Source organism: Streptomyces sp. NBC_00414, assembly GCF_036038375.1.
Lineage (GTDB): Bacteria > Actinomycetota > Actinomycetes > Streptomycetales > Streptomycetaceae > Streptomyces.
Window position 1 is genome coordinate 10,206,036 of sequence record NZ_CP107935.1, and the last position, 26,648, is coordinate 10,232,683.

Annotated in this window: 25 protein-coding genes; 13 read left to right on the forward strand and 12 right to left on the reverse strand. The window is 69.4% G+C overall.

The features are described from left to right. Positions 1 to 56 precede the first annotated feature (56 nt). The 3 genes from OHS59_RS43695 (at position 57) to OHS59_RS43705 (ending at position 2,036) form a co-directional block, all read left to right on the forward strand. Positions 57 to 251, forward strand: a complete 195-nt coding sequence (locus tag OHS59_RS43695; protein ID WP_328498898.1) for a hypothetical protein — start codon at positions 57 to 59, stop codon at positions 249 to 251. Next, the gene (locus OHS59_RS43700; protein WP_328498899.1) at positions 248 to 955 is read left to right on the forward strand and encodes a helix-turn-helix transcriptional regulator; all 708 of its coding nucleotides are present in this window, start codon (positions 248 to 250) and stop codon (positions 953 to 955) included. The genes OHS59_RS43695 and OHS59_RS43700 overlap by 4 nt, the downstream gene beginning before the upstream one ends. A 316-nt stretch (positions 956 to 1,271) precedes the next feature. Then, positions 1,272 to 2,036 (forward strand): hypothetical protein, encoded by a 765-nt coding sequence (locus OHS59_RS43705; protein WP_328498900.1) that lies wholly within the window; start codon positions 1,272 to 1,274, stop codon positions 2,034 to 2,036. Between the two features lie 250 nt (positions 2,037 to 2,286). On the opposite strand, the gene OHS59_RS43710 is transcribed toward OHS59_RS43705, so the two are convergent. Further along, complete coding sequence (locus tag OHS59_RS43710) at positions 2,287 to 3,054, reverse strand: enoyl-CoA hydratase/isomerase family protein (RefSeq protein WP_328498901.1); 768 nt, start codon at positions 3,052 to 3,054, stop codon at positions 2,287 to 2,289. A 326-nt stretch (positions 3,055 to 3,380) separates the two neighbouring features. On the opposite strand from OHS59_RS43710, the gene OHS59_RS43715 reads away from it, so the two are divergent. Next, the gene (locus OHS59_RS43715; RefSeq protein WP_328498902.1) at positions 3,381 to 4,295 is read left to right on the forward strand and encodes a LysR family transcriptional regulator; all 915 of its coding nucleotides are present in this window, start codon (positions 3,381 to 3,383) and stop codon (positions 4,293 to 4,295) included. A gap of 53 nt (positions 4,296 to 4,348) precedes the next feature. Here OHS59_RS43715 and OHS59_RS43720 read toward each other — a convergent pair whose 3' ends face one another. Further along, positions 4,349 to 4,954 (reverse strand): hypothetical protein, encoded by a 606-nt coding sequence (locus OHS59_RS43720; protein WP_328498903.1) that lies wholly within the window; start codon positions 4,952 to 4,954, stop codon positions 4,349 to 4,351. Beyond that, on the reverse strand, positions 4,951 to 5,505 hold the full coding sequence (locus OHS59_RS43725) for an RNA polymerase sigma factor (RefSeq protein ID WP_328498904.1): 555 nt from the start codon (positions 5,503 to 5,505) through the stop codon (positions 4,951 to 4,953). The genes OHS59_RS43720 and OHS59_RS43725 overlap by 4 nt, the downstream gene beginning before the upstream one ends. Before the next feature lie 99 nt (positions 5,506 to 5,604). Between OHS59_RS43725 and OHS59_RS43730 the strand changes: the two genes are divergently transcribed. Further along, the gene (locus OHS59_RS43730; RefSeq protein ID WP_328498905.1) at positions 5,605 to 5,757 is read left to right on the forward strand and encodes a hypothetical protein; all 153 of its coding nucleotides are present in this window, start codon (positions 5,605 to 5,607) and stop codon (positions 5,755 to 5,757) included. A gap of 338 nt (positions 5,758 to 6,095) precedes the next feature. Continuing rightward, positions 6,096 to 6,251, forward strand: coding sequence for a hypothetical protein (locus OHS59_RS43735; protein WP_269250007.1), 156 nt, complete (start codon positions 6,096 to 6,098; stop codon positions 6,249 to 6,251). Positions 6,252 to 6,990: 739 nt separating this feature from the next. On the opposite strand, the gene OHS59_RS43740 is transcribed toward OHS59_RS43735, so the two are convergent. After that, entirely contained in the window at positions 6,991 to 7,230 is a 240-nt protein-coding gene (locus OHS59_RS43740) for a hypothetical protein (RefSeq protein ID WP_328498906.1), read from the reverse strand. A gap of 86 nt (positions 7,231 to 7,316) precedes the next feature. Between OHS59_RS43740 and OHS59_RS43745 the strand changes: the two genes are divergently transcribed. Together OHS59_RS43745 and OHS59_RS43750 are read left to right on the forward strand one after the other, a co-directional pair. Then, a complete protein-coding gene (locus tag OHS59_RS43745) occupies positions 7,317 to 9,224 on the forward strand; it encodes a hypothetical protein (RefSeq protein WP_328498907.1) in 1,908 nt (635 codons plus the stop codon). A 283-nt stretch (positions 9,225 to 9,507) separates the two neighbouring features. Further along, entirely contained in the window at positions 9,508 to 12,408 is a 2,901-nt protein-coding gene (locus tag OHS59_RS43750; RefSeq protein ID WP_328498908.1) for a helix-turn-helix transcriptional regulator, read from the forward strand. Between the two features lie 84 nt (positions 12,409 to 12,492). Here OHS59_RS43750 and OHS59_RS43755 read toward each other — a convergent pair whose 3' ends face one another. Beyond that, positions 12,493 to 13,179 (reverse strand): hypothetical protein, encoded by a 687-nt coding sequence (locus OHS59_RS43755; protein WP_328498909.1) that lies wholly within the window; start codon positions 13,177 to 13,179, stop codon positions 12,493 to 12,495. A 364-nt stretch (positions 13,180 to 13,543) separates the two neighbouring features. Between OHS59_RS43755 and OHS59_RS43760 the strand changes: the two genes are divergently transcribed. Next, a complete protein-coding gene (locus OHS59_RS43760; protein ID WP_328499582.1) occupies positions 13,544 to 14,461 on the forward strand; it encodes an endo-beta-N-acetylglucosaminidase H in 918 nt (305 codons plus the stop codon). 478 nt (positions 14,462 to 14,939) lie between these two features. On the opposite strand, the gene OHS59_RS43765 is transcribed toward OHS59_RS43760, so the two are convergent. Next, the gene (locus tag OHS59_RS43765; protein WP_328498910.1) at positions 14,940 to 16,385 is read right to left on the reverse strand and encodes a glycoside hydrolase family 43 protein; all 1,446 of its coding nucleotides are present in this window, start codon (positions 16,383 to 16,385) and stop codon (positions 14,940 to 14,942) included. 225 nt (positions 16,386 to 16,610) lie between these two features. Beyond that, a complete protein-coding gene (locus OHS59_RS43770) occupies positions 16,611 to 17,501 on the reverse strand; it encodes an RNA polymerase subunit sigma (protein ID WP_328498911.1) in 891 nt (296 codons plus the stop codon). A gap of 197 nt (positions 17,502 to 17,698) precedes the next feature. Here OHS59_RS43770 and qcrB point away from each other — a divergent pair, with 197 nt between their 5' ends. Further along, positions 17,699 to 19,420, forward strand: coding sequence for a cytochrome bc1 complex cytochrome b subunit (gene qcrB, locus OHS59_RS43775; RefSeq protein ID WP_328498912.1), 1,722 nt, complete (start codon positions 17,699 to 17,701; stop codon positions 19,418 to 19,420). A 146-nt stretch (positions 19,421 to 19,566) separates the two neighbouring features. Here qcrB and OHS59_RS43780 read toward each other — a convergent pair whose 3' ends face one another. The 4 genes from OHS59_RS43780 to OHS59_RS43795 all read right to left on the reverse strand — a co-directional run bounded on the left by OHS59_RS43780 (position 19,567) and on the right by OHS59_RS43795 (position 25,073). Beyond that, positions 19,567 to 20,313 carry an SDR family oxidoreductase gene (locus OHS59_RS43780; RefSeq protein ID WP_328498913.1) on the reverse strand — a complete coding sequence of 249 codons (747 nt, stop codon included), beginning with the start codon at positions 20,311 to 20,313 and terminating at the stop codon, positions 19,567 to 19,569. A 110-nt stretch (positions 20,314 to 20,423) separates the two neighbouring features. Beyond that, on the reverse strand, positions 20,424 to 22,124 hold the full coding sequence (locus OHS59_RS43785; protein WP_328499583.1) for an L-aspartate oxidase: 1,701 nt from the start codon (positions 22,122 to 22,124) through the stop codon (positions 20,424 to 20,426). A gap of 251 nt (positions 22,125 to 22,375) precedes the next feature. After that, positions 22,376 to 23,272: an RNA polymerase sigma-70 factor gene (locus OHS59_RS43790; RefSeq protein ID WP_328498914.1), complete on the reverse strand. Its 897-nt coding sequence runs from the start codon at positions 23,270 to 23,272 to the stop codon at positions 22,376 to 22,378. A gap of 1,060 nt (positions 23,273 to 24,332) precedes the next feature. After that, a complete protein-coding gene (locus tag OHS59_RS43795; RefSeq protein WP_328498915.1) occupies positions 24,333 to 25,073 on the reverse strand; it encodes an SDR family oxidoreductase in 741 nt (246 codons plus the stop codon). On the opposite strand from OHS59_RS43795, the gene OHS59_RS43800 reads away from it, so the two are divergent. The 3 genes from OHS59_RS43800 to OHS59_RS44680 all read left to right on the forward strand — a co-directional run bounded on the left by OHS59_RS43800 (position 25,048) and on the right by OHS59_RS44680 (position 26,355). Then, positions 25,048 to 25,206 (forward strand): hypothetical protein, encoded by a 159-nt coding sequence (locus OHS59_RS43800; protein ID WP_328498916.1) that lies wholly within the window; start codon positions 25,048 to 25,050, stop codon positions 25,204 to 25,206. The genes OHS59_RS43795 and OHS59_RS43800 overlap by 26 nt on opposite strands. Before the next feature lie 158 nt (positions 25,207 to 25,364). Beyond that, complete coding sequence (locus OHS59_RS43805) at positions 25,365 to 25,793, forward strand: cupin domain-containing protein (protein ID WP_328498917.1); 429 nt, start codon at positions 25,365 to 25,367, stop codon at positions 25,791 to 25,793. A gap of 403 nt (positions 25,794 to 26,196) precedes the next feature. Then, on the forward strand, positions 26,197 to 26,355 hold the full coding sequence (locus tag OHS59_RS44680) for a hypothetical protein (RefSeq protein ID WP_443061600.1): 159 nt from the start codon (positions 26,197 to 26,199) through the stop codon (positions 26,353 to 26,355). A gap of 92 nt (positions 26,356 to 26,447) precedes the next feature. Here OHS59_RS44680 and OHS59_RS44685 read toward each other — a convergent pair whose 3' ends face one another. Continuing rightward, positions 26,448 to 26,639 (reverse strand): hypothetical protein, encoded by a 192-nt coding sequence (locus OHS59_RS44685; RefSeq protein ID WP_443061601.1) that lies wholly within the window; start codon positions 26,637 to 26,639, stop codon positions 26,448 to 26,450. Positions 26,640 to 26,648 lie beyond the last annotated feature (9 nt).

Genomic DNA, 26,648 nt, shown 5'->3' on the forward strand with positions numbered 1-26,648 from the left:
TTTCCTGGGACCGGCAGACCCACCCTGGTGGAGCGGGGCCGGGTCATACTGACGCCGTGACCGACGACTCTCCCGCCTCGCCCCTCGCCATGACCCTCCCCATGGCGAAAGACCCCAGGCGTGAACTCGCCGAGTTCCTGCGGACCCGGCGAACTCGCGTCCGCCCTCAGGACGTCGGCCTCGAACCCGGCCCGAGGCGACGCGTCGCCTCGGGCTGCGGCGGGAGGAACTGGCTCTGCTGGCGGGGGTGAGCACGGACTATTACCAGCGAATGGAGCAAGGCCGGGACGTGCACCCTTCCGCACAGGTTCTGGACGCCCTCGCGCGCGCCCTCGACTTCACCGCCGAAGAGACCCGGCATCTGCACACTCTCGCCGCCGCGGCCCGCACCTCCGTCCACCCAGCGCGGGAACACGCGCCGGAGGAGGTGCCGCCCACCACGCTGCGGCTGCTGGCCTCCATGCCCGCACCCGCACTGGTCGTCGGCCGTTTCCTGGACGTGCTGGCCTGGAGCCCGCTGGCCGGCGCGCTGCTGGGCGACTTCACCCGGCTCCCGCGCACGCGACGCAACCTGCTGGCGCTGTTGCTGCACCCGGAGGCAGATCAGACCTGCCCGAACCGGGCGGCCACCGTCGCCGAGCTGACCGCGATGCTGCGCACCCAGGTCGCCGCCGACCCGGAACATCCACGCTCCGTGGGGCTGATCGGTGAACTCGCGGTACACAGCGACGAGTTCGCGGCGCTGTGGGCCCGGCACGATGTGCGGGGCACGACGCGCGGCCGGATGCGCGTGAACCACCCCCTGGTCGGGGACCTGAACCTCGACTGGGACGCCTATCCGCTGCCCGGTGCTCCCGGTCCGATGCTGATCGTCTACACCGCGGAGGAGGGCGGCCCGGACGCCGACCGGCTTCAACTGCTCGCGGGGCTGGTGGGAGGCCCGGTGGACTCCTGACGGCGGCGCTACCGGCGGTGGTGGACTCGCAGCGGGCCCGTCCGGGGATCGGCAGCGTGGGCCGGCGGCTCGAACGAAAGCCGTGCAAGCTGCGGATCAGCAGCGCGACCGCCCCTGGAATCTGTCTCGCGACCGCCCCTGGTCGATGCCGGCGGCCGTTCTCTGACGGTCGGCCCACCGCCGCCGCGCGGGGCGAAGATCGTCCGATGTCCGATCGTGATCTACGGGTGCACAACCCCGGGTGGATCCCGGCTGTCTGAAAAGCGCGCCGGAGGATGATCCTCCGGCGTCTTTCCGTACAGAGATCGGGGATCAAGTGGGGAAGAAGCTCTGGAGAGCTGTCGTGGCCGGTGGAGCGGCCGCGGTGTTCACCGGCGTGGCGGCAGTTCCGGCCGGCGCGGCCGAAGGCGGGGCCTCGTTCACCCGCGTCCAGGTGAACGGCGGCAAGCCGATCGTGATCGGCGTGTCGGAGGAGGTCGCGGCGCCCACCTCCTTCCGGATGGCGACCACCCACAAGTGGAAGTGGCCGGCGGTGTATCTGTACCGCGGCAGTACAGGTGATCGACTGTGGCACGCCGTCGAGACGAGCGACTGCGTCAAGGTGAGCTCGGGCGTCTGCGACTTCGACGGGGCGATGTACTTCGACCCGAGCGTGTGGGACATGCGCAACAGCGAGGCCGGAGCGTGGAAGGTCGCGGCCGAGGTGTATTTCGAGGACGGCGGCGGTGACACCGATGACGAGGGCCTCACGGTCCATGTCAAGCGCAACTCCCGCCTGACCGTGAACGCCTCACCCGAGCCGGTGAACCAGGGCAGCACCGTCACGGTGACCGGAAAGGTCACGCGAGCCAACTGGGAGACCAGGAAGTACGCCTCCTACGAAGGCCGCCTGGTGAGCCTGCAGTTCAAGCCCACTGGAGCCACCTCGTACACCACGGTGAAAAAGGTGTACGCGAACGGCTCGGGTGGTCTCAGGACGACCGTCAAGGCATCCAAGACGGGCACGTGGCGCTGGGCGTACTACGGCAACACCACCACTGGGCCGTCGACTTCGGCCGGGGACAACGTCGTGGTGAAGTGATTCCCCTGGGCTGCCTCGCGTCCTGCGCGGAGGCCGGCCCGCGTGGTGACGGAACTGGTCTCCGGCACGCCGGAGGCCAGTTCCGTCCCGAGCACAGAACGTCAAGAACCTTCCTTGCGCAGAACGTCAGGAACCTTCCTTGTGATGCCGAACGCGTCGACGGGGGGCGGGAGTTCGGTGCAGGGCCGCGAGTCAGGGGCGGAGAGCCCCGGGGGCGTCCGCGGTGATCGTGCGGGTCGTCATGCCGTTCTCAGCTGCCCTGGTGGGCGAGGTCGGCGGCGGTGAGGCCCTCCAGGGCCATGCCGAGCTGAAGGCCCTCGGCCATGCGGCGGCTGATGCGCTGGCGAAGGGTGACGGCGAGGTAGCGGGTGAGCAGCTGGGGCTTGGCGGCCAGGTCCTCGGCGAGCTGCTGGGCGCGGGACAGGACCTTCTCCAGCGGCAGAACCTCGGCAACGGCGCCCCAGCGTTCGGCCTGCTCGGCGGTGAAGGAGCCCTGGGTCAGGGTGAGGTACCGGGCGCGGTTGACGCCCAGGGCTTCTTCCCAGGCGATCTGGATGCCGTCGCCGGGGACGATACCGAAGGTCAGGTGGGGGAAGTCGGAGAAGACGGTGGTGTCGGCGGCGACGACGATGTCCGCGAGCAGGGCGTACTCGCTGTGGACGGACACGGGGCCGTTGACCGCGGCGATGACGGGCATCTCCAGGTCGACCAGGCGCTGCAGCACGCGACGGCCCTCGGCGATGGTGCGGTCCCACTGGGCGGGCTTGGTGATGTCGCCCAGGCTGGCACCGTCGATGTCGGTCATGAACCGGTCGCCGGTGCCGGTGAGCACCAGCACCCGGTTGTCGCGGTCCTCGCCGATCTCGAACAGGGCGCGGGGGAAGTCGGTGTGCGTGGTGCCGGTGAAAGTGGCCGGACCGTCGTCGGTGTGGAAACGCAGTGTGAGTACGCCTGAGGCGGTGCGGCTCATCGCCAGGTTCTTGAACGCGGTGAAGTAGGACGGGATCTGCTCGGACACGAAAGGCTCCCGGGTAAGAGGCGGGCGGTCGTTCCGCCCTGTGCCTCCTACTCAACTCCTGCACCCGCCGCCCGTATAGCGCCTGGCCAGAGCGCCTGCCGAGGGCGGCCATAAGCTCCGGTGATGGCGCCCGGTACTCGGCCGTCAGCACGTACGCGCCTCCTGCACAGGTGACCGCGGCTTGTCGCGAGGACAGCCCGGTGCTCATCCCTGCCCTGCCCCGGACACCGGAGGTGTAACGGACAGTGACATTGCGTTGGTTCTGCGGATGCGAGCGGCGTATCCCTCGCGAGGTGTGATGCGATGAGCGCATGGAGATCCGAGCAATGCGCGCATTCGTGGCGGTGGCCGAGGAAGGAGGCTTGTCCGCGGCAGCGCGGCGGCTGCACATCAGCCAGCCCGCCCTCTCCCAGACGGTCAACGCGCTGGAACGCGAATTCGGCACGCAACTGCTGACGCGCAGCTCCACCGGCGCGCAGGCCACCGAGACCGGCTTGGCGCTGCTCGCCGAGGTCCGTGCCGTCCTGGCCCGCTACGACCAGGCGCTGGCTGTCATGGCGGCCCGCACCGGGGAGAGCACGACCACACTACGGATCGGAATCCCTCTGGAACTCCCCGCCGACCTGCTGTCCAGAGCCCTCCTCGACCTGGCCGCCGCCTATCCCGGCACGCGTGTTCAGGCCCGGCACCTGTCCACCTCCGCGCAGCTGGCCGAACTACGCAAAGGTGACCTCCACCTGGGGCTGCTGAGAGAGCGCCCCCTGGGGCAGGAATTCGACGCGATGCCGGTCGTCGAGGAGCACCTCGGAGTTCTCCTCGCGGCGGAGCGTGCAGCGCAACTGGCCGGCCCCGACGGCATCCGCCTCGACGCCCTGAACGGGCTGGACTGGGTGGGCTTCGCCCGCTCCGGCAGCCCCGCCTGGTACGACGAACTCACGGCCATCCTGCGCAGCCACGGCATCGACCCGGGCCCGCCCGCCCCTGAGGGGCAGCCACTGATCGCCGAGGTGAAACTCGCCTCCGTCAGCGCCGGCCACGCCTTCACCCTGGCGCCCCCGGGCTGGTCCCAGCCCCTGCCCGACACCGTCACCTGGTTCCCGCTGACCGGCCACCCCATAGTCCGGCGCACCTGGGCCGTATGGAACGCGGGCTCCCACCGCCGCGACCTCGGCCACCTCGTCGCCGCCCTGGACCAGCCCACCGACCAAGAACCGCGAGCCGTTCGCCGCTGCTGCGCCTGATATGGGTCCCCGAGGGCCCGTACAGTCGGCGGCACCGTACGGGCCCTCGGTCGCTACTTCGAGTCCAGGGACTCCTCGAAAGGCCGTGCCCCGTCCCAAGGCACCTCAGTGCAAGGTTCCACCGCCCCCTTCACCGCGTACACGCTTGCGGCAGGGCTGGTCCGACCCGCCGGTTCTGGCTCCTCGAAGACCAGGGAGTCACCTGAACGCAGTGTGTACTCGTGCTTGGTCACCACAGAGGGATCGCCCGACGGGGTCAGGCTCCAACGCGGCGGATACAGCTCACCGCGAGGCTGCGCGCAGACATAGCCGCTCCTGGGCTTGTCCACGCTCACGTTGATGCCCTCGGCCCGGAGCCTCTCGGTCAGTTCCTCCTTGTCCTGCCCACTCAGCAGGATCTCCTCCATGCTGACCGTGACACTGCCGTCCGCGTGCCGCTCGACGGCGTACGCCTGCGACCCTCCCGTCGACGCCGGCAGCGCCACCGCGCCCCCCGCCGCGGCGACACACGCCGCAAGGGCGACCAGCGCCCGGCGAGTGGTGATCGTACGGCGGCTCGCCGGCTCCGGAACCGGCGAGTCCTCGGCCCTGAGAGCGAGCTCCCGCTGGAGTTCGTTCAGCAGACGGTCCTCGAAGGTCTTCGTCGTCCTGGCGCTCATGCCTCTCCCCTTGCGTACGTGAGTGCTGCTTGCTGCCCGCCGGCTTCGGCCGCCGCTGAGCGCAGCGACCTGCGCGCCCGGTGCAGCCGCACCCGGGCAGTGACCTTGCGTATGCCCAGTGCCACGGCGGCCTCGGTGACGCTCAGCTGATCGACGGCGACGAGTTCGATCACCGCGCGCTCGCCGTCGGGGAGCCTGTCCAGGGCGGCCAGCGCGCGACGACCGGCCTCCTCGGCGTCGAGCTTCTCCTCCAGCCGGCCGATGTCGTCGCCTTCCAGCAGGCGGTGGCCGGCGATACGGCCCCCGAGCACGTTCTGACGCGCGCTCCTTCGGGCTTCCGTGGCCACCACGTTGCGTGCGATGCCGTACAGCCAGGCCGTCTCGCTCCCGAGGTCGGGGCGGTAGGCACGGGCGGAGTCGATCACCGCGAGGAAGGTCTCGGCGGTGAGATCGGCGACGGTGTGCGGGTCGGTGACCCGCCTGGCCATGAAGCGGGTGACGGCGTCGACATGGCGGCGATAGAAGACTTCGAAGGCGGCCGGGTCGTACATCTCTCCCGGTGGGCCGCTCCGGCTTCTGCTGTCGGATGCCAAGGTGTGGACCTCCCGTTGTCCGTCCTGCTGTCACTTCTACTTGGAACAGGGAGGCGAATGCGTTACAGAACGGCCCCGGGGGCCTGCCTGAAGAGCGAAGGGCCCTTGTACGACGACGACCCGCGCACCATGGCCTACCGGCTGATCGACGCCGCTGGTCCCCACCGCGCCTTCGGAAACACCCGGCACCCACCGGCCACACCGGCCTGACCTGCCTCGGAAGCGAGAACCGATGCTGTTTGACCCGCCCGGACTGCTGGTCCTGCCTCGCCGCCGCACCGATCCTGCGCACGCACTGTCGACCGGGAACGCACCGGCCCCGGCATTCCGCCCTGACCCCGGCACCGCACGCACGTGAGCAGATCCGTAAACAGCGTCCAACAAATCTTCGAAGATGTGCGTGGATACCGTGTCGCCGGGCACTCGGGCTATGGCAGCGAGGTTCTGGTGTGATTCGGGGCCGGGACCTGCTGCTCAAGGGGAATTTGAGCCGTTGTACAGCTCATACGCCCACGCGTTTGAGTCGGACCTGACGACAGGAACTTGAAATGATCATTCTTGGCCTCATTCTGCTGATCATCGGCTTGCTTGTCGGCATCGGGCTGCTGACAACGATCGGCGGCATCCTCATTCTTGTGGGCGCCATCCTGTGGATCCTGGGTGCGACCGGTCGCGCGGTCGGTGGACGCAAGCACTTCTTCTAATCCCTCATGAGGGTGGACGCCGTCTTGGAGCACGCCGATCAGCCCTGACGGACAGAAGCTGTGCCCGAATCTGCGCCGGGCCGTGACAGAAGTCGTTCGACCGGTCACAGACCGGCGACGTCCCCGGCCCGCTGCAGATCGGAGCCCAGCGTGTCCACCACGCCGTCGTGCCGCCTCGCGCTCGCTGCCCGGTCCGCCGGCAGCAGCCGCGCGGCGGCCTGCACGGCATAGTCGGCCGGGTCGCCAAAGGCGGCCCGCGGGTGCTCTCCCGCTGTCCGCGCGCTGTGTCGTGACCTCCTTGACCGCTTGGAGCGCGACTGCCCGGTCAGCGCCCGGCTGCATGGCCGACCGCACCTGGAAACGTTCTATCTACTTTTCGCGGTCCTTCTCCCTCGCGGCGTCCGTCGTTCGGTCCTCCCTCGTCATGCGCTCTCCTGGGTGACCTGCAGTAGTCCGTAGCTAGAGCCCGGTGCCCGGATGACCCCCGTCGGCCATTGCCATAAATCGGGTCGGATACTGGCGAGTGATGGGCTGGTCGGCTCATGGATCCATGAGCACGTGATGTCGAAGCCAGGACCTCCTCGCTGTGCGAGAGCAGATGTCGGACGTCCGTGACGACGGTCCGTGAAGTGAGTGGCGAGGCCTGAAGGAGTACCGCCACCTGGGCTCGATACGACAAGCTCAGCGGGCCGTTGCGGTCGGGGGCGGGACGGTGCTGCGTGTCGCGGGAGTACAGGGTTCACCGTCGGTTGGTGGGTGCGGTGTTGTGCTCGGTGGTGACCGTGCCGCCGAAGCAGCGGCACACCGTCAGCGCGCTCATCGAGGCGTTCCGGCACACCTTCGGCGCCACTCCCGCCACTCCCGCCCTGACTCGTGCCACCCCGCGGATCCACGCCGGGATCAGCCGCAGTTCAATGGCCTGCAACGGCAAGCTGGATGCCTTGACCAGCGCCCGCACGGTGACGAATGTGGAGAGCACCGAACCCACCGTCACCGACCTCCGCGCACCCGGTGGATCCCGACGGGCCGGGCCCGTTCGTCCGAACCGAGGCGGAAGGAACAACCATGGCCACAGCACCGAACCCCGGCGTCCAGAACCAGATGGTCCCGCTGCCCAACGGTACCCAGGTACGGCTTCAGAACGGCAGCATCAAGACGGTCCTGGAGCACCGCTACAAGGACGCGACCAACGTGCTGCAGTACCTGGTCGACAAGCAGAAGGCGGACTGGCAGTCGGCCAAGTTCTGCACCGTCGTCCAGCCCGACGTCACCGCGCCGGTCATCGTGCCGAAGGCTCAGCGGCTGCCCGGCGAGCGGCTGGTGACCCCGGCCACCAATCACGTCATCGCCACCGACGCCGACCACCCGAGTGTCAGCGACCAGAAGATCTACCGCACGCCCGGCGGACTGCGCGCGGGCCAACTCGACGACCGGACCCGCCTCTTCGGGCCCGACGTCGCCGACCACCCGCAGATCCTCAACCTCACCACCGTCACCGACCTCACCTTCACCAGCCAGGCGCGGCTGACCATCGGCGACTACCGACAGGACGACAGCGGTCTGCACGTCAATGTGCTGGTCGAGGGCGTACTCGACCAGGTCGCGGTGCCGTACGACCTGATCGAGATCGTGCTCACCAAGCCCCTGCTGATCCCGAACAAGCCGACCGAGGACACCCAGCTGGAAACCATGCTGGTGCTGACCCCGCCGGTCAACGAGAACCGGATCCAGTTCGACGCCTTCTACACCTGGACGCAGCTGGCCAGGCTGCTGGGCCTGCCGACCTCCGGAGTCGACCTGCGCCACACGGTCTGCACGGCCTTCCCGCAGTTGGGCGTCGAGGCCCGCTGGTACGACCGGCTCGCCTCCGGCACCAACGGCGTCAACCACACCAGCGGCGGCAACAAACTCAAGGACGGCTCGGGACAGATCGTCATGCGGCCGATCACCCAGGAGGACCGCAAGGCCTCGGAGGTGGTCCGCAACACCGACTGGAACCTGAGCGAGGTCCTGCGCGCCTCCCGCCCCGTCTACGAGGCCCACCAGAACCTGCTGCAGCCGGGCAAGGAGATGGCCACCACCCTGGAAGCCGAGTCCGAGTTCCTGGTCGACACCGGCCAGTACCAGCAGGTGCTGGGCAAGCTGACCAAGCTGCTGCACACCCCCGATCTGTGGCCCAAGCTCGGTATCACCAACCTGAAGTGCGACGACCTCGACGAGGAGACCAAGCAGGTGGAGCCTCGGGTCTCGAAGGACTCCTACTTCGACACCCCGGGGCTCCCGCTGCTCACCCGCGGAGTCGTGCTGCGCCGGCGCGAGGTGCCCAAGAAGGACAAGGCCGGGGTGTACCTGTTCGCGGTCAAGGGCCGCATGGTGTCGCTCGGCGGGACCGGGAAGGAGCGGATCAGGCTGGCGTCCCAGGTGCACCTGATCGACCCCGTCCAGCAGCCCCAGCTGGAGCACTTCCTGGCGGACACCTCGGTCGACAACGCGTTCGCCCGGGTCCTGAACGACGCCCTGCCCGGTTTCAACCCCTCGGGCGTGGCGATCCAGCTGGTCGTCGACTCGAAGCGGGTGAAGTACACCTTCACCCTGGAGAACAGCACGACGGTCGAGTTCAGCGCCGACGAGGCGACCGCAACCTTCAACGGGAAGTCCGCGACGCTGCACTGCATCGAGTTCGGCGTCGGGCACCCGGGCCTGTTCATCGGCCAGGGATCCGGGGCCCAGGCGTCCGCTACCCCGGTGCAGCAACAGCCCCCGGGCGGCACGCCGCTGATCATGCGGCCTTACCACGTGCCGGCCGACCTGGACAACACGGCGCTGTTCGACAAGCGGGACTATCGGCAGTACCAGGCACTGCGGGACAGCGTGCTGGCTTACCTGTTCGAGACCCCTGATCCGAAGCTTGAGCCGGCCGGCAACAAGGCGCAGCGGCTGGCCCACATCCTCGGGATGACCAAGGAGAAGTAGGGCCGGCCTGCCGGCTCCAACCGCAGTGCCTTCGGCCGCTGCGCTCTGAGCCGACGGCGCCGAAGGCCATCACCTTCGTCGGGCGCATCCGGACCAGCACCGCTCCGGGTGCGCCGTTGCGGTCGCCCTGCTCCTCGGCGCGGTCGGCGCCGACGTGGCGGGCGCGGACACGCGAGGCCCAGTGGTGCAGTTGCTCCGGAACCTCTGGGCGACGGCATGGCAGGCGGGCCCGGTCGAGGGGGAGAAGACCCGGACCTCGTCCATACGTAAGATCGTCACGAAAATGTCCCGGACGGCCGCGCGAGACTTGGACAGGTTGGGTGGCGATGTGACTCCGCTGGTGGGCCGGGCGACCGAGCTGGAACTTCTGGACGCGGTGCTCGACCGGACTCTGGGGGAGAACGGCGGTTCGTGCGTCGTGGACCTCGCCGGACCCGCGGGCATCGGCAAGAGCCGGCTGATGGCCGAGTTCTGCCGACGCGCCCAATCCCGGGGAATGACGGTGCTGCGGGGCAGGGCCGCCGAGTACGAACAGCACATCCCGTACCAGCCGTTCAGCGACGCACTCGCCGACCACGACATGGAGTGGACGGAGCCGGGTGCCGAAGACGCGCGCGGCGACCGGTTCGGGTTGCAGCGGTCCATCGCGAGGCTGTTCGTACGGATCGCCCGGACCGGCCCCGGGCTCCTCGTGGCGATGGACGATCTGCACTGGGCGGACCCGGCGTCCTTGGAACTCCTCGATCATGTCGTCCGCCATCCTCCGAACGCCCCTGTCGTCATCGTCGTGGCCCGCCGCAACCGTCAGACCACGGCCTCCCTGGACGCCGCCCTCACGCGGGGCATCGACCTGGGTACGGTGCTGCGGCTGCACCTCGGCCCCCTCGCCGAGCAGGCCTGCGTCGAGGTCCTCGCCCCCCGGTCCGCGCCCGCCGTGCAGCGCTCCCGAGCCGCCGAACTGTACGCCGCGAGCGACGGCAATCCGCTGTACTTCCTCGCTCTCCTGCACGCCGGACAAGCAGGGCGGAACGCCGGCCAGGACGTCCCACCGCACTCCACCGGACTCGGCTCCGTCCTGCTGGACGAACTGACTCCGCTGACCGCGGCACAGCGTCGTACCGCCGAAGCGGTGGCCGTCCTGGGCGACCGTGGCAGTACCTCGCTGCTGGCCGCGGTGACCGCCCGGGACGAGGCCGACGTCAGCGCGGATCTGGCGGTGCTGACGGGGCGTGACCTCTTGCGTCCCGAACCGGGCGGGCGGTGGACCTTGCGCCACCCGGTGCTACGAGCGGTCGTACACGAGGACACCCACCCGGTGGAGCGCGTGCGCATGCACCGCCTCGCCGCGGACGCGCTGGCCGCCGCCGGAGCCCCCGCCACCGAACGCGCCCACCACGTCGAGCAGTCACTGACCGGCTGGGACCCGCAAGCCGTCGCCGTACTGTCCGAAGCGGCCGAGCGATTCGTCTCCACCGCACCCGCGAGCAGCGCCCACTGGCTGGGCGTCGCCCTCACCCATCTGCCCGAACAGCCGCAACACGCCCTGCTGCGCCGTGATCTGATGCTGCGGCGGGCGCGGGCCCTGGGCGTGTGCGGTGGCCTGCGGGAGAGCCGCGACCTCTTGCACGAGGTGATCGCCATGTCACCGCCCGACGAGGGGAGCGCGTCGCACAGCGTGCGGGCCTCCGCGGTGACACTGTGCGCGGTGATGGAACGTCACCTCGGCCGGTACGCCGAAGCGGTCGCCCTGCTGCGCCGCGAGCTCGCCCGGACACCGGGCCCGTCCGACGCCGACAGGGTGGAACTCGGCCTGGAACTCGGCTCGTCCGCGCCGCACGCCACCTCCTACCCGCAGCTGCGTGCCGACGTCGTCGCGACGCTCGACCTGGCCCGGTCGCTGGGTGACGAGGTCGCCCAAGCGGGTGCCCTCGCGATCGCTGCCCTCGGGGAGACGTACGAGGGCAATATGGGTGCCGCGCGGGAGGCCACCGACCGGGCCGCCGCACTGGTGGACGCCCTGACCGATCGAGACCTGGCGGGTCTGTGCGAGCCGCTGGCCCGGCTCGGTTGGTCGCAGGCGTTCCTGGAGCGGTACTCCGATGCCGAACGGCACGCCGATCGCGGCCTGGTCATCGCCCGGCGCGGCGGCCAGCTCTACGTCCTGCCACACCTGCTGCTGTGCAAGTCGTACGTGCATCTGCAGACCCTGCGGCTGGAGACGGCCATGGAGCTCGCCGACGAGGCCGAGACGATCGCCCGGGGCATCGGCAGCGACGAACTGCTGGCCTTCGTCCTGACCAACAAGGCGTATGTCCAGTTGTTCGCATTCCCGCCCGCCGACCGGGCCGCGCTGGCGGTGGCCGAGGAAGCCGTCGCGGCAGCGGGCACGCGCACCAACTGGTGGGCGTCCATCGCCTGGTGCGTGCTCGCCCAGGCGGCGATCCACGCGGGCGATCCACAACGCGCCCGGGCCGCGGTGCTGCGTGGCGGAGGCGAGGACCTGAAAGCGCTCCACCCGTCCATGCGTCCGCTCATCCTGGAGATCCTCGTCAACTCCGCCATCCTGACCGGCGACACGGACGCCGCCGTGACCTGGGCGCGGCGGGCACGTCGCGAGGCAGACCAGCTCGACCTGCCGTCACAGCAGGCATCGGCGCTGCGCAGCACCGCCCACTGTCTGTCCGCCGACGGCGACACGGCGGCGGCCGCCGAGCTGTTCGAGAAGGCTGTGGACAGAACGGCCCGCTCGGGAGCGGTGCTGTGGGAAGCGTTCAGCCTGCTGCTCGGCGCACCCCTGGCGGCCGTCGGCGACCCGGACCGCGCCCGCGCCATGTGGACCCGTGCCCGTCAGCTCGCCGCGACCGGCGGCGCGCGTCAGCTCACCGGCTTGGCCGACATGATCCATTCCCTCGTGCACGCCGAGCCCCCGGCCCAGCCCCAGCCTCCGGCCGAGCCCTCGCTCGCGGCTCTCTCCGCCCGGGAACGCGAGATCGCCTCCCTGGTCGCCGCAGGTCTGACCACCCCGGCCATCGCCGCCCGTCTCTTCCTCAGCCCCCGCACGGTCGAGTCCCATCTCGGTCGCATCTACCGCAAGACCGGCCTCACTTCACGAGCCGCCCTCGCCGCCCTTCAGACGAGGTCTGAGCTGCGCGACACGACGACCGGGGCGACGAGGCCCACCTGATCCCACCGATGCCGGTGCGTATCTCGTATCCGCGGGGTTCGGGGGTGCAGGGGAGCGCGGCAACGGTGCGGCTCACATCGCCGGTCAGCAGGACACCACGCTGACCGGCGAGACGTAGACCGCGGACAGCACTCCGTCCTCGTTCACTTCGACCGGGGCCGGGGCTGTCGTGTCGGTCAGCTCCAGGTCGGACGGCAGGGATCGCAGCGGAATGTCGTCGCCGAGATAGACCACCGAGACCGAGCCCTGGCAGTCGGAGCCCGCCGGTGGTGCGGAATCGGGGACTCTGCCGTCCCGCGGGCCGGCTTTGTGGGAAGCGACGTCGATCAGCGTGTACTCGTACTCGAAGCGGGCCGGGCTGACGGCGGTCTCCTCTCTCGTCTGCTTGAGGTCGACCCAGTAGCGGGCGAGCTTCACCTTGACTGCCTTGCAGGGTCTTTGGGTCGGGTCCGGGGTGAAGTTCAGACCGTCGGAGTCCAGGGTCAGTCCCCGGGACTGGTATGCGCCGCTGCTGCTGGGCAGTTCCTTGAGGTATTCGGTGAGCTGCTTGACGTTCATGCCCGCCGTCTTCACGCACTTCGTCGGCGCGTCCTTCGTCGGGCTCTCCGTCGCAGTGGCGGTGTCGGGAGCGGCCGTGTACTGAGCGAGCTGTGAGGGCGAGGACCGGGGGGTCGGCTTCTCCTTCGCCGGCTCCTCGTCCGAACACCCCGAGACGGCGAACAGCGCTGCTGCGGCAGCGGTCGGTACGAGCAACTTCCGTGCACTTCGCATGAGTTACCTTGCCTGCGTCGAGACTGCTGCCGGGCCACAGAGTCACACAAGCCGCAGACCCGCACACGCATACGTAGCTCCGTGCGGCGTAATTCCGTAGCCGATTGCGTAGTCCTACGGACACCGATGAGCCGGGCCGGGGGCACGGCCCGCCGTCGCGGGTGCCGGGGCAGGGGTACCGAAGACTCCCGAACGGGATGCGGCCCACCACCGCTTCGCCAATCCCCTTGTGAAATAAGCGAGTTGCAGTGTGACGTGAGTGGAAGTTGGGAAGAAACCGAACACGGCTGTCGGGACCCGGAGAGCATGCCCGGCAGGTACGGACAGGGCGAGCGCCGGCCATGCGACAGGAGACCGATCAATGATGCTCACGCTTGTACGGAGCAGGATGCAGGCAGCCGTGGTCGTCCTCTCGACCGTCGCGGCCCTCGCTCTCGGCTCGACCGTCACGACCCACGCCACAGCGGCCCCGGCACTCGCGAAGGCGGGGCCGACCGCGGTGGCGTACGTCGAGGTCAACAACAACAGCATGCTGAACGTCGGCAAGTACACCCTCGCCGACGGAAGCGGCGCTGTCTTCGACGTTGCCGTGATCTTCGCGGCGAACATCAACTACGACACGGGCACGAAGACGGCACAGCTGTACTTCAACGAGAACGTGCAGCGCGTCCTCGACAACGCCGCCACCCAGATACGGCCGCTGCAGCAGAAGGGCATCAAGGTCGTCCTGTCGGTGCTGGGCAACCACCAGGGGGCGGGCTTCGCCAACTTCCCGTCCCAGCAGACGGCATCGGCGTTCGCCAAGCAGCTGTCGGACACGGTGACCAGATACGGTCTCGACGGCATCGACTTCGACGACGAATACGCCGAGTACGGCAACAACGGCACCGGACAGCCCAACGCCAGCTCGTTCGTCCATCTGGTGACCGCGCTCCGTGCGAACATGCCGAACAAGATCATCAGCCTCTACAACATCGGACCGTCCGCATCCCGTCTGTCCTACGGCGGTGTCGACATCTCGTCCAAGTTCGACTACGCCTGGAACCCGTACTACGGAAGCTGGCAGGTCCCCGGCATCGGACTGCCCAAGTCGAAACTGTCGCCGGCGGCGGTCGAGATCGGCAGGACGTCGCAGAGCACGGTCACCACGCTCGCCCGCCGCACCGTGACCGAGGGATACGGCGTCTTCCTGACGTACAACCTCAACGGCGCCGACCGCAGCGCGGACATCTCCGCGTTCACCAGGGAGCTGTACGGCAGCACCGCCGTCTACACACCGTGAAGCGGCCAGGCGCTCGGGCGTGTGGCGTTGCGTACAAGCCGCCGCTACACCCAGCCCCACACCGACGGCCGTCAGGGCGGTGCGGACCATGCCCTCCCGGCCGCCGGCCAGGGCGAACCGCATGCCGAGGCCGAACGCGCGAAGTCCTCCGAAACGTTGTTGCAGACGCGGGCTCACAAGGTTCCTCTCCTCAGAGTGAGCGCCGTCCGCTGGGCCTGGCAAGGTGATGGCATGGGGTGCCGAAACGCTTCGGTCGTGCGGACGGAGCGGCGACATGGCGTGGAATCCGCCAGTCGGCCGCGCTCGACTATACACAGTGCGTATAGTCAGGAGTGGCAGCGCCGCCGTCCTCGTGTGCATCCGTGTCACAACAGTGTGAGCGCATCGTCCAGGCGGACGAAGAGCGGGCCGGATCGCGACAGGAAGCCCTGTGGATCGCGACCCGGCCTTCGACGGAACCTGCTGTGCGGGGAGAGCGTCAGTCCGTGTAGACCTCGGCGCGGTCCACGCTCACGAACGCCGCCCCGGCGGAGGAGTTTCGTTCCCCGGTGACCCGGATCTGCACGGTGTGCGCGCCGTACGGCAGGCGTGGGCTGAGGTACTGGAGCGTCTCGCCGGTCCGGATGGCGCCGTGGAAGTCGACGCGCTGTTCGGCGCCCCCGTCGACGCGGATGCCGGCTATGCCGTTGCCGGTGTCCTTCACGGACAGCAGCGCGATCCTGGTGCCCGTGAACGTGAACGTCGCGGTGCTGCCGGCCCGGTCGCTCCAGTGGTCGTCGCCCCAGAAGCACTGCGCGGCACAGCCGGTGCCCGAGTTCCACGAACCCTGGTACGTCACCGTGGCGTTGCCGCTGGAGCGGCCGTCGTCGTTGATCCAGTGGTTGCCGGACCCGGGATCACCGGAGGGCAGGTTCTGCGTGGCGCCCAGGGCGAGCGGGGTGCCGAGGTCAGGGCCGCCGTCGGCCCGCCACCCGATCTTCTGGGCGCGCGTCGTGCGGTTGCTGTAGGTGAGGTCCGACGTGGTCTTGGCGTGGTAGATGATCCAGTCCTCCGTCCCGTCGGGGGAGCGGAAGAAGGCGTGGTGGCCGGGACCGAACACGCCCCTGGCGTCGTTGCGTGCGAAGACGGGCCCACTGCGCTGCGTCCAGTTGCCGGCCACCAGCGGGTCGGCGCCGCCCGGCAGGGACATCTCCCACACCTGGTAGTCGGGCTTCCCGGTGTCGCACGTCGAGTAGGTCATCCAGGTACGGCCGTTGCGATACAGGAACTCGGGGCCCTCACGGACCTCCGGGCAGCCTCCCGCCCCGTTCAGCGCGACGGCGTTGCCCGAAACGGTGTACGGGTTCGACATGGGCGCGATGTTCAGCCCGTTGTGCTGGTACGCGTTGATGCCGCTGTAGGCGAGATAGAGCCGGCCGTTGTGCTGGAGGATCCCGGGGTCGATGGCGAAGTCGTTCGTGTGGTTGGGCGGGGTCGGTTTCGCCTTGAAGTGGTAGGGCCCTGCCGGGTCGTCGCCGGCCGACTCCAGGACGTAGAGCCGGTGGTGGTCGTCCACGCCGTCATCGGCCGTGTAGTACATGTACCAGCGGCTGTCGAAGCGGTAGAACTCGGCTGCCCAGATGTGCTGGTTGCGCGAGGCGTCGGTATCCGTCCACACGGTGATCGGTTCGGCGTCGAGCAGGGTTCCCAGCGAAGGGGAACGCCACATCCTGATGCTGCCGCCCTGTGTGGTGGTGAGGTGGTAGGCGCCGTTCGCGTACGTCATGAACGGGTCGGGCCCCGTGTTCAGCGGATTGCGGAAGGTTCCCGAGGCAGCCGCGGCCGCGGTCGGCGAGGTCGTGGCGGGGGCCTGCGGAGCGCAGATCAGGCCGACCAGCAGGGCGAACAGGGCGGTGACCAAAGCAGAGACGGGCCGGGCACGCATCGCTGGCTCCCCACGTATCGAGGTCCTGGTGTGACGGACGGCGCGATATGAGCTGGTGGTTGCTCATGGCAACACAGCGATTACATCGATGTAAAGAGGCGGGCCAATAGATTCCGACGTGCCGGCGGATTCGATTCCGTCCCGGGAATCTGTCACAGACGCGGGGCGGGCGTTGTCAAAGAAGCAGACGGGAGAAGCAGGCGGGAGGAGCCGCGGGTGCAGGTCTCAACGACGTCCGGTGGTGTCCTGCTGATTCCACGAGCGAAGTTTGTCGGGGTTGAGGACGACCCAGACCTGAACGGCCTGGTGGCCCGCGACGTCGAGGCCGATCACCGCGGCCACCTGGTCGTCGTAGCGGACGACGAGTCCGGTGCGGCCGTTGACGGAATGGGTGTGCAGCGTGGTGCGGGGACGCCGGGCGAGGAGCGTCAGCAGGCTGCGGGCGATCCGCTCGTTGCCGTGGACGGGTTCGGTCAGCGCGCGGACCTTGCCGCCGCCGTCGAAGAGCGCGATGGCGTCGGGCGCCAGCAGGGACGCCAGGGACGCCGGGTCCTCCGTGACGCAGGCCTGTCGGACGGCCCGGACCACGGTGTCGTGCCGCTCCGCGGTGGTGGGCCGTGAGCGGCGTATCGGGAGGCTCTCACGAGCCCGGTCGGCCGACTCGGCCGGTTCGGTGCGCTCGGGGAGGGTGCGCCCCACGCCCTCCGCGACCGTGCCGGGGACCGTTCCGAGGGCGTCGTCGCACACGAGCGCGGTCCGCTCGGCGGGACTCGGACGGTCCAGCGCGGCCGGCGACACGGCACCGACCTCCTTCGCCGACGCCCCGCGCCGCCCGGGGGTCGTACCTGGCGTACCGGTACCTTCGCAGTGCCCGTCCCGCGGCCCCGGCAGCGTCGGACGGGACAGGCAGATGGCGCCGCCGACCCGCACGAGCCAGGCGCGGGGTGCCGTGACGCACCTCCGCTCCGGCGCGGACAGGGCGTACCAGCGCCGGTAGGTCTCCGCGACGACTTCCTCGGCCGCCCCGCTGTCACCCGTCACCCAGTACGCGATGTCCAGCAGCTGCCGTCGCTCGTCGAGCAGCTCCGCGACCGGCACCGCACCATCGTGATCCATACGGCACCCACTTTTCCCTTGTGTGTTTGGCACCCTGACCGGTCAGGCGCAGAACGTGTGACACGGCTCGGTCCCGGTTGGACAACACGGTGTTCTGTCGCGGCCACTGTCCGGAACTGCCCGTCACACCTTCGTGAACCGCACGGTCGTACTGGTAGCAGGTCACGGCGGTACGCGCAACGGAACGAGGTACGAAGATGAGCCGCAAGGACCGACCGGTCGAAGCAGGTGGGCCTACCGAACAGGCGCAAGCAGCCGGGGCGGCGGAACCTCGGCGGGGTCGTACGGGCGAGAAGGTCGCCGACTGGGCGGACGCCCGGCTGGGACACCGCACTCTGGCGCACGTCACGCTGCGCAGGGCTGTCCCGGACCATTGGTCGTACATGCTCGGGCAGATCTGTCTCTACAGCTTCCTCGTCCTCGTCGTCACAGGCGTCTACCTGACCTTCTACTTCCATCCGTCGTCGGAGCAGGTGGTCTACCGGGGCAGCCACGAGCCGCTGCGCGGACTACTGGTGTCCGAGGCGTTCGACTCGACGATGCACATCTCCTTCGACGTCCGTGGCGGCCTGCTCATCCGCCAGGCGCACCACTGGGCGGCTCTCATCTTCGTGGCCGCCCTGTTCGCCAACATGCTGCGCCTCTTCTTCACCGGTGCCTTCCGCAAGCCCCGCGAGATCAACTGGGTGCTCGGCTTCCTGCTGCTGATCCTGGCGATGTTCGGCGGACTGACCGGATACGACCTGCCGGACGACCTCCTGTCCGGAACCGGACTCGCGGTGGTCAACGGAACGATCCTCTCCGTGCCGATCGTCGGCACGTACCTCTCCATGTTCCTGTTCGGCGGAGAGTTCCCGGGGAACGACCTGGTGGCCCGATTCAACACCATCCACGTTCTGGTCCTCCCGGCCCTCATCGCCGCGCTGTTCGTCGCCCGTGCGGCACTGTCCGTCCGTCACCGGCCGGCGCAGCACGCCGGTCCCGGACGCACGAACGAGAACGTCGTGGGCATTCCGCTCAAGGTGTACGCGGTGAAGTCCGCAGGGTATTTCTTCCTGGTCTCGGGCTTCATCTTCTTCATCGCGGCGTTCGTGCAGATCAACCCCGTCTGGGACTACGGGCCCTACCGGCCGGACCAGGTCTCGGCGGGCTCACAACCCGACTGGTACATGGGCGTGGCCGACGGTCTCCTGCGTGTGATGCCCGGCTGGGAGCTCGACTTCTGGGGCCACACCCTCGCCCTCGACAACCTCGTCCCGCTGCTCGTGGGCGTCGGCCTCTTCCTCGCCATGGGTGCCTATCCGTTCATCGAGGCATGGGCGACCGGCGACGACCGTGAACAGCACCTGCTGGACAGGCCGCGCAACAGGCCCGTGCGCACCGCGCTCGGCGCGTCATGGCTGAGCGTGTACCTGGTCGCGCTGATCGGCGCCGCGAACGACATCATCGCCATTCGGCTGCACGTCTCGGTCGATGACGTGACGTGGGCGGTCCGCGTCGGCCTCTTCGTCGTCCCCCTCATCGTCTACTTCGTCACGAAACGGTGGGCCCTGGGCCTCCAGCTGCGCGACCGCGACAAGGTATTGCACGGTCGTGAGACGGGCGTCGTCAAGCGCCTGCCGAACGGCGAGTTCGTGGAAGTGCACGAGCCGCTCAGCCAGGAGGAGCTGCACGTGCTCACGGCACACGAGCAGTACGCGCCGCTCGCCGTGGTGCCGGCGGCCAGGGCCGTGTACGGCACACCCGTGCCCGCGCCCGAGCGCGCCCAGCGCCTGCGGATCGGGATCAGCCGGGCCCTCCACGGCGCCGGCGCGCAGGTCCGCAAGCCCACCGCCCGTGAATACACGGAGATCACCGGCAGGCATGTGCCTGACGGTGACGGTTCACAGAAGTGGGACGGCGAGCAGCCCCCTTCCTGAATCCGCACCCGCCGCGTGGTCACGCAGCGCCGAGGGGCAGGAACCTTCCTGCCCCTTCTGCGTGCGGCCGACAACGAAGGAGGCACTTGCGAACAACGAAGGGCGGCTCCCCTGAAACAGGGAGGCCGCCCTTCGTTCAGTCCTCGTCACCGCTGCTGGGCGACCCAGTCGGTGAAGCGGGTCTCGGCGATTCGCGCGTCGGCGCCCGGAAGGAGGGTCGTCTCCTGGAGCACGGCACCGAAGTACGGGGCCTTCGGGTCCGCGACGACCGTGCGCGGATCGTTCTTGGCGGCGAGCGCCTTGCGGACGAGCTCGTCCAGCTGGAACGCGTCGGGTCCGGCGACCTCCAGCACACCGTTGAGGGGCTCGCCGGCGGCCGTGCGGCCCACGGCGGCGGCCACATCGTCGGACGCGATCGGCTGGATCCTGACGGGCGCGAGACGCACGGTGTCGCCCTCGGTCGCCGAGGCGGTGATGCCCTTCATGAATTCGAAGAACTGCGTCGCGTGGACGATGGAGTACGGAATTCCAGAGTCCTCGATCAGCTTCTCCTGAGCCTGCTTGGCACGGAAATAGCCGATCTCCTGGAGCCGCTCCGTGCCGACCACGGAAAGCGCGACATGGTGGGTCACACCGGCGTCGGTCTCCGCCTTCAGGAGATTGGTGGTGGAGGTGCGGAAGAACTCCATGACGTCGTTGTCCTCGAACGAGGGGGAGTTCGAGACGTCGACCACGACAGAGGCACCCTGCAACACCTCGGCCAGGCCCTCACCGGTCAACGTGTTGACGCCGGTGTTGGGAGCGGCGGCCACCGCCTCGTGACCGTGTTCGGTGAGCCTGGCGACCAGCTTGGAACCGACAAGACCTGTTCCGCCGATTACTACGACCTTCATGGTGAACCCTTTCGATGTTCTTGCATCAGCCTGATGGCATCTACATCAGATAAGACAGGGCAGCTGCGGGACTTGTGACGGAAAAGGGCTGGAAAGGCGAAACCGGCGCGCTATTCCACAAGCTTTCCGTCGATGGACACGTCTTCCATGAGAGCGGCGATCTCGTCCGGCACGGGCGCGATGCTCTCGCGGGTGACGCCCGTGCTCGGCGACCACACGAGGTTGACCCGCAGCGCGGGATCCGAGTCCGGGTGGTCGCTGCGGTTGTGGCAGCCGCGGGTCTCCCGGCGTTCGAGCGCCGCCTCGAGGGTGGCCCGGGCCGCGAGGGCCGCGGACTTGAGGTCGAAGGCGTGCGCGAGGTCCTGGAAACCGGCGATGTCGGGATGGACGCCGACGTCCTCCATCCGCTTCTCGATCGCGTCGAGTTCGGCCAGCCCGGCGGTCAGCCCCGCCTCGTCGCGTACGACACCCGCGTGCTCGGTCATGGTGTTGCGGATGGCGCGCTGCAGGGCGCGTACGTTCTCCGGCCCGTCCGCCGCGAGCAGGTCGTCGATCTCGGCGCGCGCCCGTGCCACCGCTGCCGCGGAGCGCGGCTGCGCGGTCAGTTCCCGGGAGTAGGCGGCCGCCGCCTGTCCCGTGATGCGGCCGAAGACCAGCAGTTCGATGAGACTGTTGCCGCCGAGCCGGTTGGCGCCGTGCAGGCCGCTCGACGCCTCTCCGATGGCGTACAGGCCGCGCACGTCGGTGCTGTGGTCGTCGTGCCTGACCCAGACCCCGCCCATCGAGTAGTGCGCGGTGGGCGCGATCTCGATCGGTTCGCGGGTGATGTCCAGCATCTGCAGGTCCAGCAGCGTCTGGTAGACCCGCGGCAGCCGCTCCATGATCGTCCGCCGGGAGAGATGCGAGACGTCCAGCCACACGCCGCCCTTGGGCGTGCCACGCCCTTCCTTGATCTCGGTGTACGAGGCGAGGGCGACGCGGTCGCGGGTGGAGAGCTCCATGCGCGCGGGGTCGTAGCGGCTCATGAACCGTTCACCGAGTGCGTTGCGCAGGACGCCGCCCTCGCCCCGCGCGGCCTCGCTGACGAGCGTGCCGGCCGCGTTCTCCGGCTCGATGATCCCCGACGGGTGAAACTGCACCAGCTCCGGGTCGCGCAGCCTGGCACCGGCGTCCACGGCCAGCCGGAACGAGTCACCGGTGTTCTCATCGCGCCGCGAGGACGTCCGCCGCCAGATACGGGTGTGGCCACCCGCCGCGAGGATGACGGCGTCCGCGTGGATGACGTAACGCTGTCCGTCGGTCAGGTCGAAGCCGTAGGCCCCGAACACGGCGCCGTCGTGCACCAGGAGCCTGGTGATGTACACGCTGTCGAGCATGGGGATCTTCAGCTGGCCGGCCCGCCTGATCAGCGTGCGCTGGATCTCCAGGCCCGTGTAGTCACCGGCGAAGGCGGTGCGCCGGAACTTGTGCGCGCCGAAGAAACGCTGGGAGATCCGGCCGTCCTCCTCCCTCGCGAAGGCCATGCCGTAGCGCTCCAGGTCATCGATCCCCAGGGCCGCGCCCCGGGTGACGAGCTCGGTGGTACGGGGATCGGCCAGCAGGTAACTCTCCTTGAGCGTGTCCGCGGCGTGCTGCTGCCAACTGTCCTCGGGGTCCATGGTCGCCAGGGCGGCGTTGATGCCCCCGGCGGCCAGGGCCGTGTGCGCGTCCTCCTTGGGACGCTTGCCGACGGCCAGGACGTCCGTGCCCGACTCGGCCAGCTCGATCGCCGCCCGCAGTCCGGCCCCGCCCGTACCGATCACCAGCACCATGGTGGAGAGACGTTTTTCGGTGGTAGCCACGATTGCTCCGATCGCTGGGGTAGTCGTCCAGTACGACCGGCAGCTCCGGAGGTTTGTGACACGGCGTGTCGAGCGTGCACGGGCACACCGGTGAAGATCGCCCTGCCCGTGCGTGTGTCTGTGGGCGTGCGGCGACCGGCGAGGCACGGTCGTCGTGACACCGGCAGACGGCACGGCCTGCCCCAGGCGGCCACCATGGCCCCCGCCCGTCGGTGACGGGCTCAGATCTCCTGCGACGCCACGAAGGCCGTGAGCTTGGCGGGGCTCATCACCCACATGATCCGGTCGATACCCTCCGCCGAGACGTCGACGGAGAGAAGGGCGACAGCGTTCCCGCCGGACAGGACGAGAACGGCCGGGCGCCCGTTGGCCTCGACCCAGCGGACGTCCGACTCCGGCCAGAAACGGGGTGCGAAAGCAGCGAGGTAGCGGGAGACATGCGCGATCCCGACGACCGGGATCCGCGACGCGCCCCGCATGCCGGCCCCGTCGGTGTAGCTGACGACGTCCGCCGCGAGAACGTCCTCCAGCGCTTTGAGATCGCCCGTCTGCGCCGCGGTGAGGAACACCGTCAGCAGTCGCCGGTGCTCTGCCCGGTCGACCTGCTCCCGCCGCTCGGCCGCCAGATGCTTGCGGGCGCGGCTCACCAGCTGACGGGTGTTGGCCTCACTGGTCTCCAGGATGTCGGCGACCTGCCGGTAGGGGTAGTCGAACGCCTCCCGCAGCACGTAGGCGGTCCGCTCCACGGGGTTCAGTTTTTCGAGCAGGAGGAGAACTGCCATCTCGACCGCCTCGGCACGCTCCGCTCCGACCTGGGGGTCCGGGCTGGTGTCGATGGGCTCCGGAAGCCACGGTCCGACGTACGCCTCGCGCCGCACCCGGGCGGACTGGGCCGTGTTGATCGCGAGACGGGTGGCGATGGTGGTGAGGAATGCCGCCGGTTCGGCGATGTCCGAGCGGTCGGCGTTCTGCCACCGGACCCATGTCTCCTGGCACACGTCCTCGGCCTCCGCGGCGCTGCCCAGGACGCGGTAGGCGATGCCGAAGAGCTGAGGACGCACGGCGACGAACTGCCGCGTCGCCAGCTCAAGCGAACCGACGTCATCCCCGGTGTGCATCCGTGCCTCTCCTCCTCTGGAGATCGCTCATGCTACAGCGGCCTCCTGAAAAATCCTCGGGCAACCCTGCTCGCCGCGGGCACGCCCGCGAACAGTGGGTTTCCGTGTCACAGCGAGTGTTGTCATCCGGTCCTGGCCGGTGAGGCAACTCGACGCTCCGCGGCGGAGAAGAGGATGCGTGATGAGGCTTGCTCCCGGCAGGAACACGACCCGCCGGGCCGACTACCCCGGGGGCCCACACTCGCGGACTCCGATGGCCTCGACGCCCTGCCCGCCGGGTGGGCGCGGTGGTGGGCGCCGGGGCGTAGCTCACCGGCTCGGGCACTGCTCGACCACGGCGACCTCGAATCCGTGCCGCGGGCCGGCGCGGCCATTCCCGGAGCCCTGCCCCCGGTCGACCGTGGGGCCGCACGTTCGTCGACGGGGGAGTGACCGCCTACGTTCCGGCGCCGGCGGCCCGGCGGCCCGGCAGGCCGCCGCGGCCGGCGTCGTGGTGGTGCCGAAGCACCGGAACTGCGGGTGCTGGGCCAGGTGCAGCCCTGCTCGCCCCCGGCCGACCCGCTCGCCGACCGCCCGGTGTGGGCGTGGCTGCGCCGCCGCGTGGGACTGCTGCTGATCGTGCACAACGCATGCAGATCTTCGTCTCACCAGTGCGAGCGCCTGGGTGGAGCGGGTCAGGTCCTGAATCCTCTCGCAGCGCCGGACGTTGTTTCGGCGCAGCGGCTGGAACCTGACCGTCCGCGCGGGAAAGATCACCGTGCACCGGCCCGACCCCGCCCCGCATGTCGGCCCGCGGAGCTACATCAGCCCGACGACCCGGTCGGCGGACGGGCGCAGCCACCTTGACCGCACCGCCGACACAGTCACCGAACTCGTCCGGGCCCACGTCGGCGCGGACGCGACGACAGAACATCCGTGGCCGCGACGGCCCGGGCCTGCCGCCGTGACGGCTGACCCATTCCAGGCGTCCGTTCCAGTCGTTCGTCTCCGGCGTCCATCGCGACGAACGCCTGGACCGAACGCCTGGATTGGACGCCTGGAACGGACGCCGCCGTTGGCGTCATCGACCGGCGAGCCAACGATCGACTGACCCATGGCCCAGATGCGCGTCGGCCCGGGGAAGCAGCGTCCGCTCGTCGAGCAGTGCGCCGAAGAAGGGGGCCTGCGGATCGGATACGACCTCGCGCGAGGCACCCCGGGCGGCCAGCAGTTTGGCGGTGAGGTCGTCGAGACGGTGCTCCTCGGGGCCCGCGACCTCAAGCACGCCGAACAGCGGTACCCCCACGGCCACATGGGCGACCGAGGGGGCGACGTCGTCCGTCGACACGGGCCGTACCGGGACGGGCGCCACGTGCACACCGTCCGCGTGGGCGGTCGAGCGCGATAGGGCCTCCACGGGCTCGAAGAACGGCGTGGCACGCACGATGGAGTACGGGATCGGCGAGCGCCGTATCCGCTCCTCCTGCAGCGCCTTCGCGTGGAAGTAGCCGGCCTGCGCACGGTCGGCGCCCACCAGGGACAAGGCCACATAGTGCTCGGCACCAGCGGTGGCGGCGGCCTTCAAGAGGTTGGCGGTCGCCTCCTCGAAGAACCGCACACTCGTGCTCTGAGCGCGGGACGGCGCGTCGGTGACGTCCACCACGACGTCGGCGCCGCGCAGGGCGGCGGCAAGTCCCTCGCCTGTGACGACGTCCACCCCTTCGGCGCGAGAGAGGGGGCGGACCTCCACGCCGTGGTCCCGCAGTCCGGCGACCGTCCTGGACCCGATCAGCCCGGTGGCTCCTGCAACAACGACTCTCATCTTCTTCGGCCTCTTCCCGTCGATGGCGATGGCGATGGCGATGGCGATGGCGATGGCGATGGCGGGGGAGGGGGAGGGGGAGGGGGTGTGCGTACCCGCCGCTCCTCTGACCGTCCACGGGCAGGTGGTGTGACACCATTCGGCGCTGACTCGACAGCACCCGACGAGGTGGAACCCGGCGCTGCGCTCCGTGTCACAGATCCGCCGCGCACCCGGTCATTCCTGTGAAGAGCCGAGCAGTTCGATTGCCCAGGAAGGTGCGACACAGTGTCAGAGAGCCACGCAGGACACATGCACGGGACCGACGAGCAGGAGGGGGCGGCGGCCGGTTGGATGACCGCCGCCAAGATGCTCCAGGATGCCTCGCCGATCACCGTCCCGGAGGGTGCCTCGGCCATGACGATCCACGTCGACTGGGAGCCGGGCGACCCGGGAACTCCACCGCACCGGCACTCGGGTCCCGCCTTCGGGTACGTCATCGAGGGCGCGGTCCGTTTCGAGCTGGAGGGTGAGCCCGAGCGCGTCGTGGAGGCGGGCGGCACCTTCTGGGAGCCCGGCGGCGACGTCATCCACTACCAGGACGGCAACGCGCTGGCGGACGCACGAACCCGGTTCGTGGTGACCATGCTGTGCGCGCCGGGCAAGCCCATGCTCGAACTGGTCGACGAGGAGGAACTGGCGAAGCGCGTCCATCTGCGTGCTCCTCGGCCCACTGTCTGACCATCGGCCCTGTCCGCCCGACCCGCGCCCCGCCCGCCGGACCGGTGCCTCTGCCCGTATGGGCCGCTTGAGCACGGCGGGGGAGCGGGACGTGCAATGAAAGGCCGCACCGCCACGGCGGTGCGGCCTTGGACCGAAGCCGCGGAACTGCGTCCGCGCACTGCGTGTGGAGCCGATCCGCAGAGGACCGAACGGGCCCGGCGGGCGGTGCAGCCGGAACGAACCAGCAAGCCGTTGGACCTGCCACGGCCGAGGCAGCCCGCTCCGCCTTCATCCGCGTCACATCGACGGGCCCGACCGCGAACCGGCGGGTGGGCGTGTCAGCCGAATACGGTCACCTCTCGGGCCGTCAGCTTCTCGACGCCCTCGACGTGGCCTGTCCGGCGGTCGGTACGACGACGCGATGGACATGGATGCCGGGCAGATGCGCCTCGCCGGGACCGAGTTCGCCGGGCTCGGCCAGCTCTTCGACCTCGGCGAGCGTGACCCGTCCCGCCGTCCCGCCATCGCGGCCAGGGGGTTGAAGTTCCGCGCCGATGAGAGGAAGGCGAGGCTTCCGTAGCGATCGCCACGGGCTACTCGGATCAGCGGGACGTCCGTGGGGAGGCCGTGTCCGAGGACGTAGTCGCACCCGAGGCCTTCCGTGGTGAAGCGTCAGGCCTCCTTGAGGGGCGAGGACAGGTGCACCTCGCCCTCGGGCCCGTAGCGCAGCGGCATGCCTCCGTCGGCGATCACCGTACCGACCCCGGCCGCGCTGCGGCACTCCTTCGAGGGCGCAGAGCAGGTCCTGCTCGTCTCCTCCAACGACCCGCATGCCGACGCGGTCGCGCTGCACCGCGTCGGCATCGATGCCGC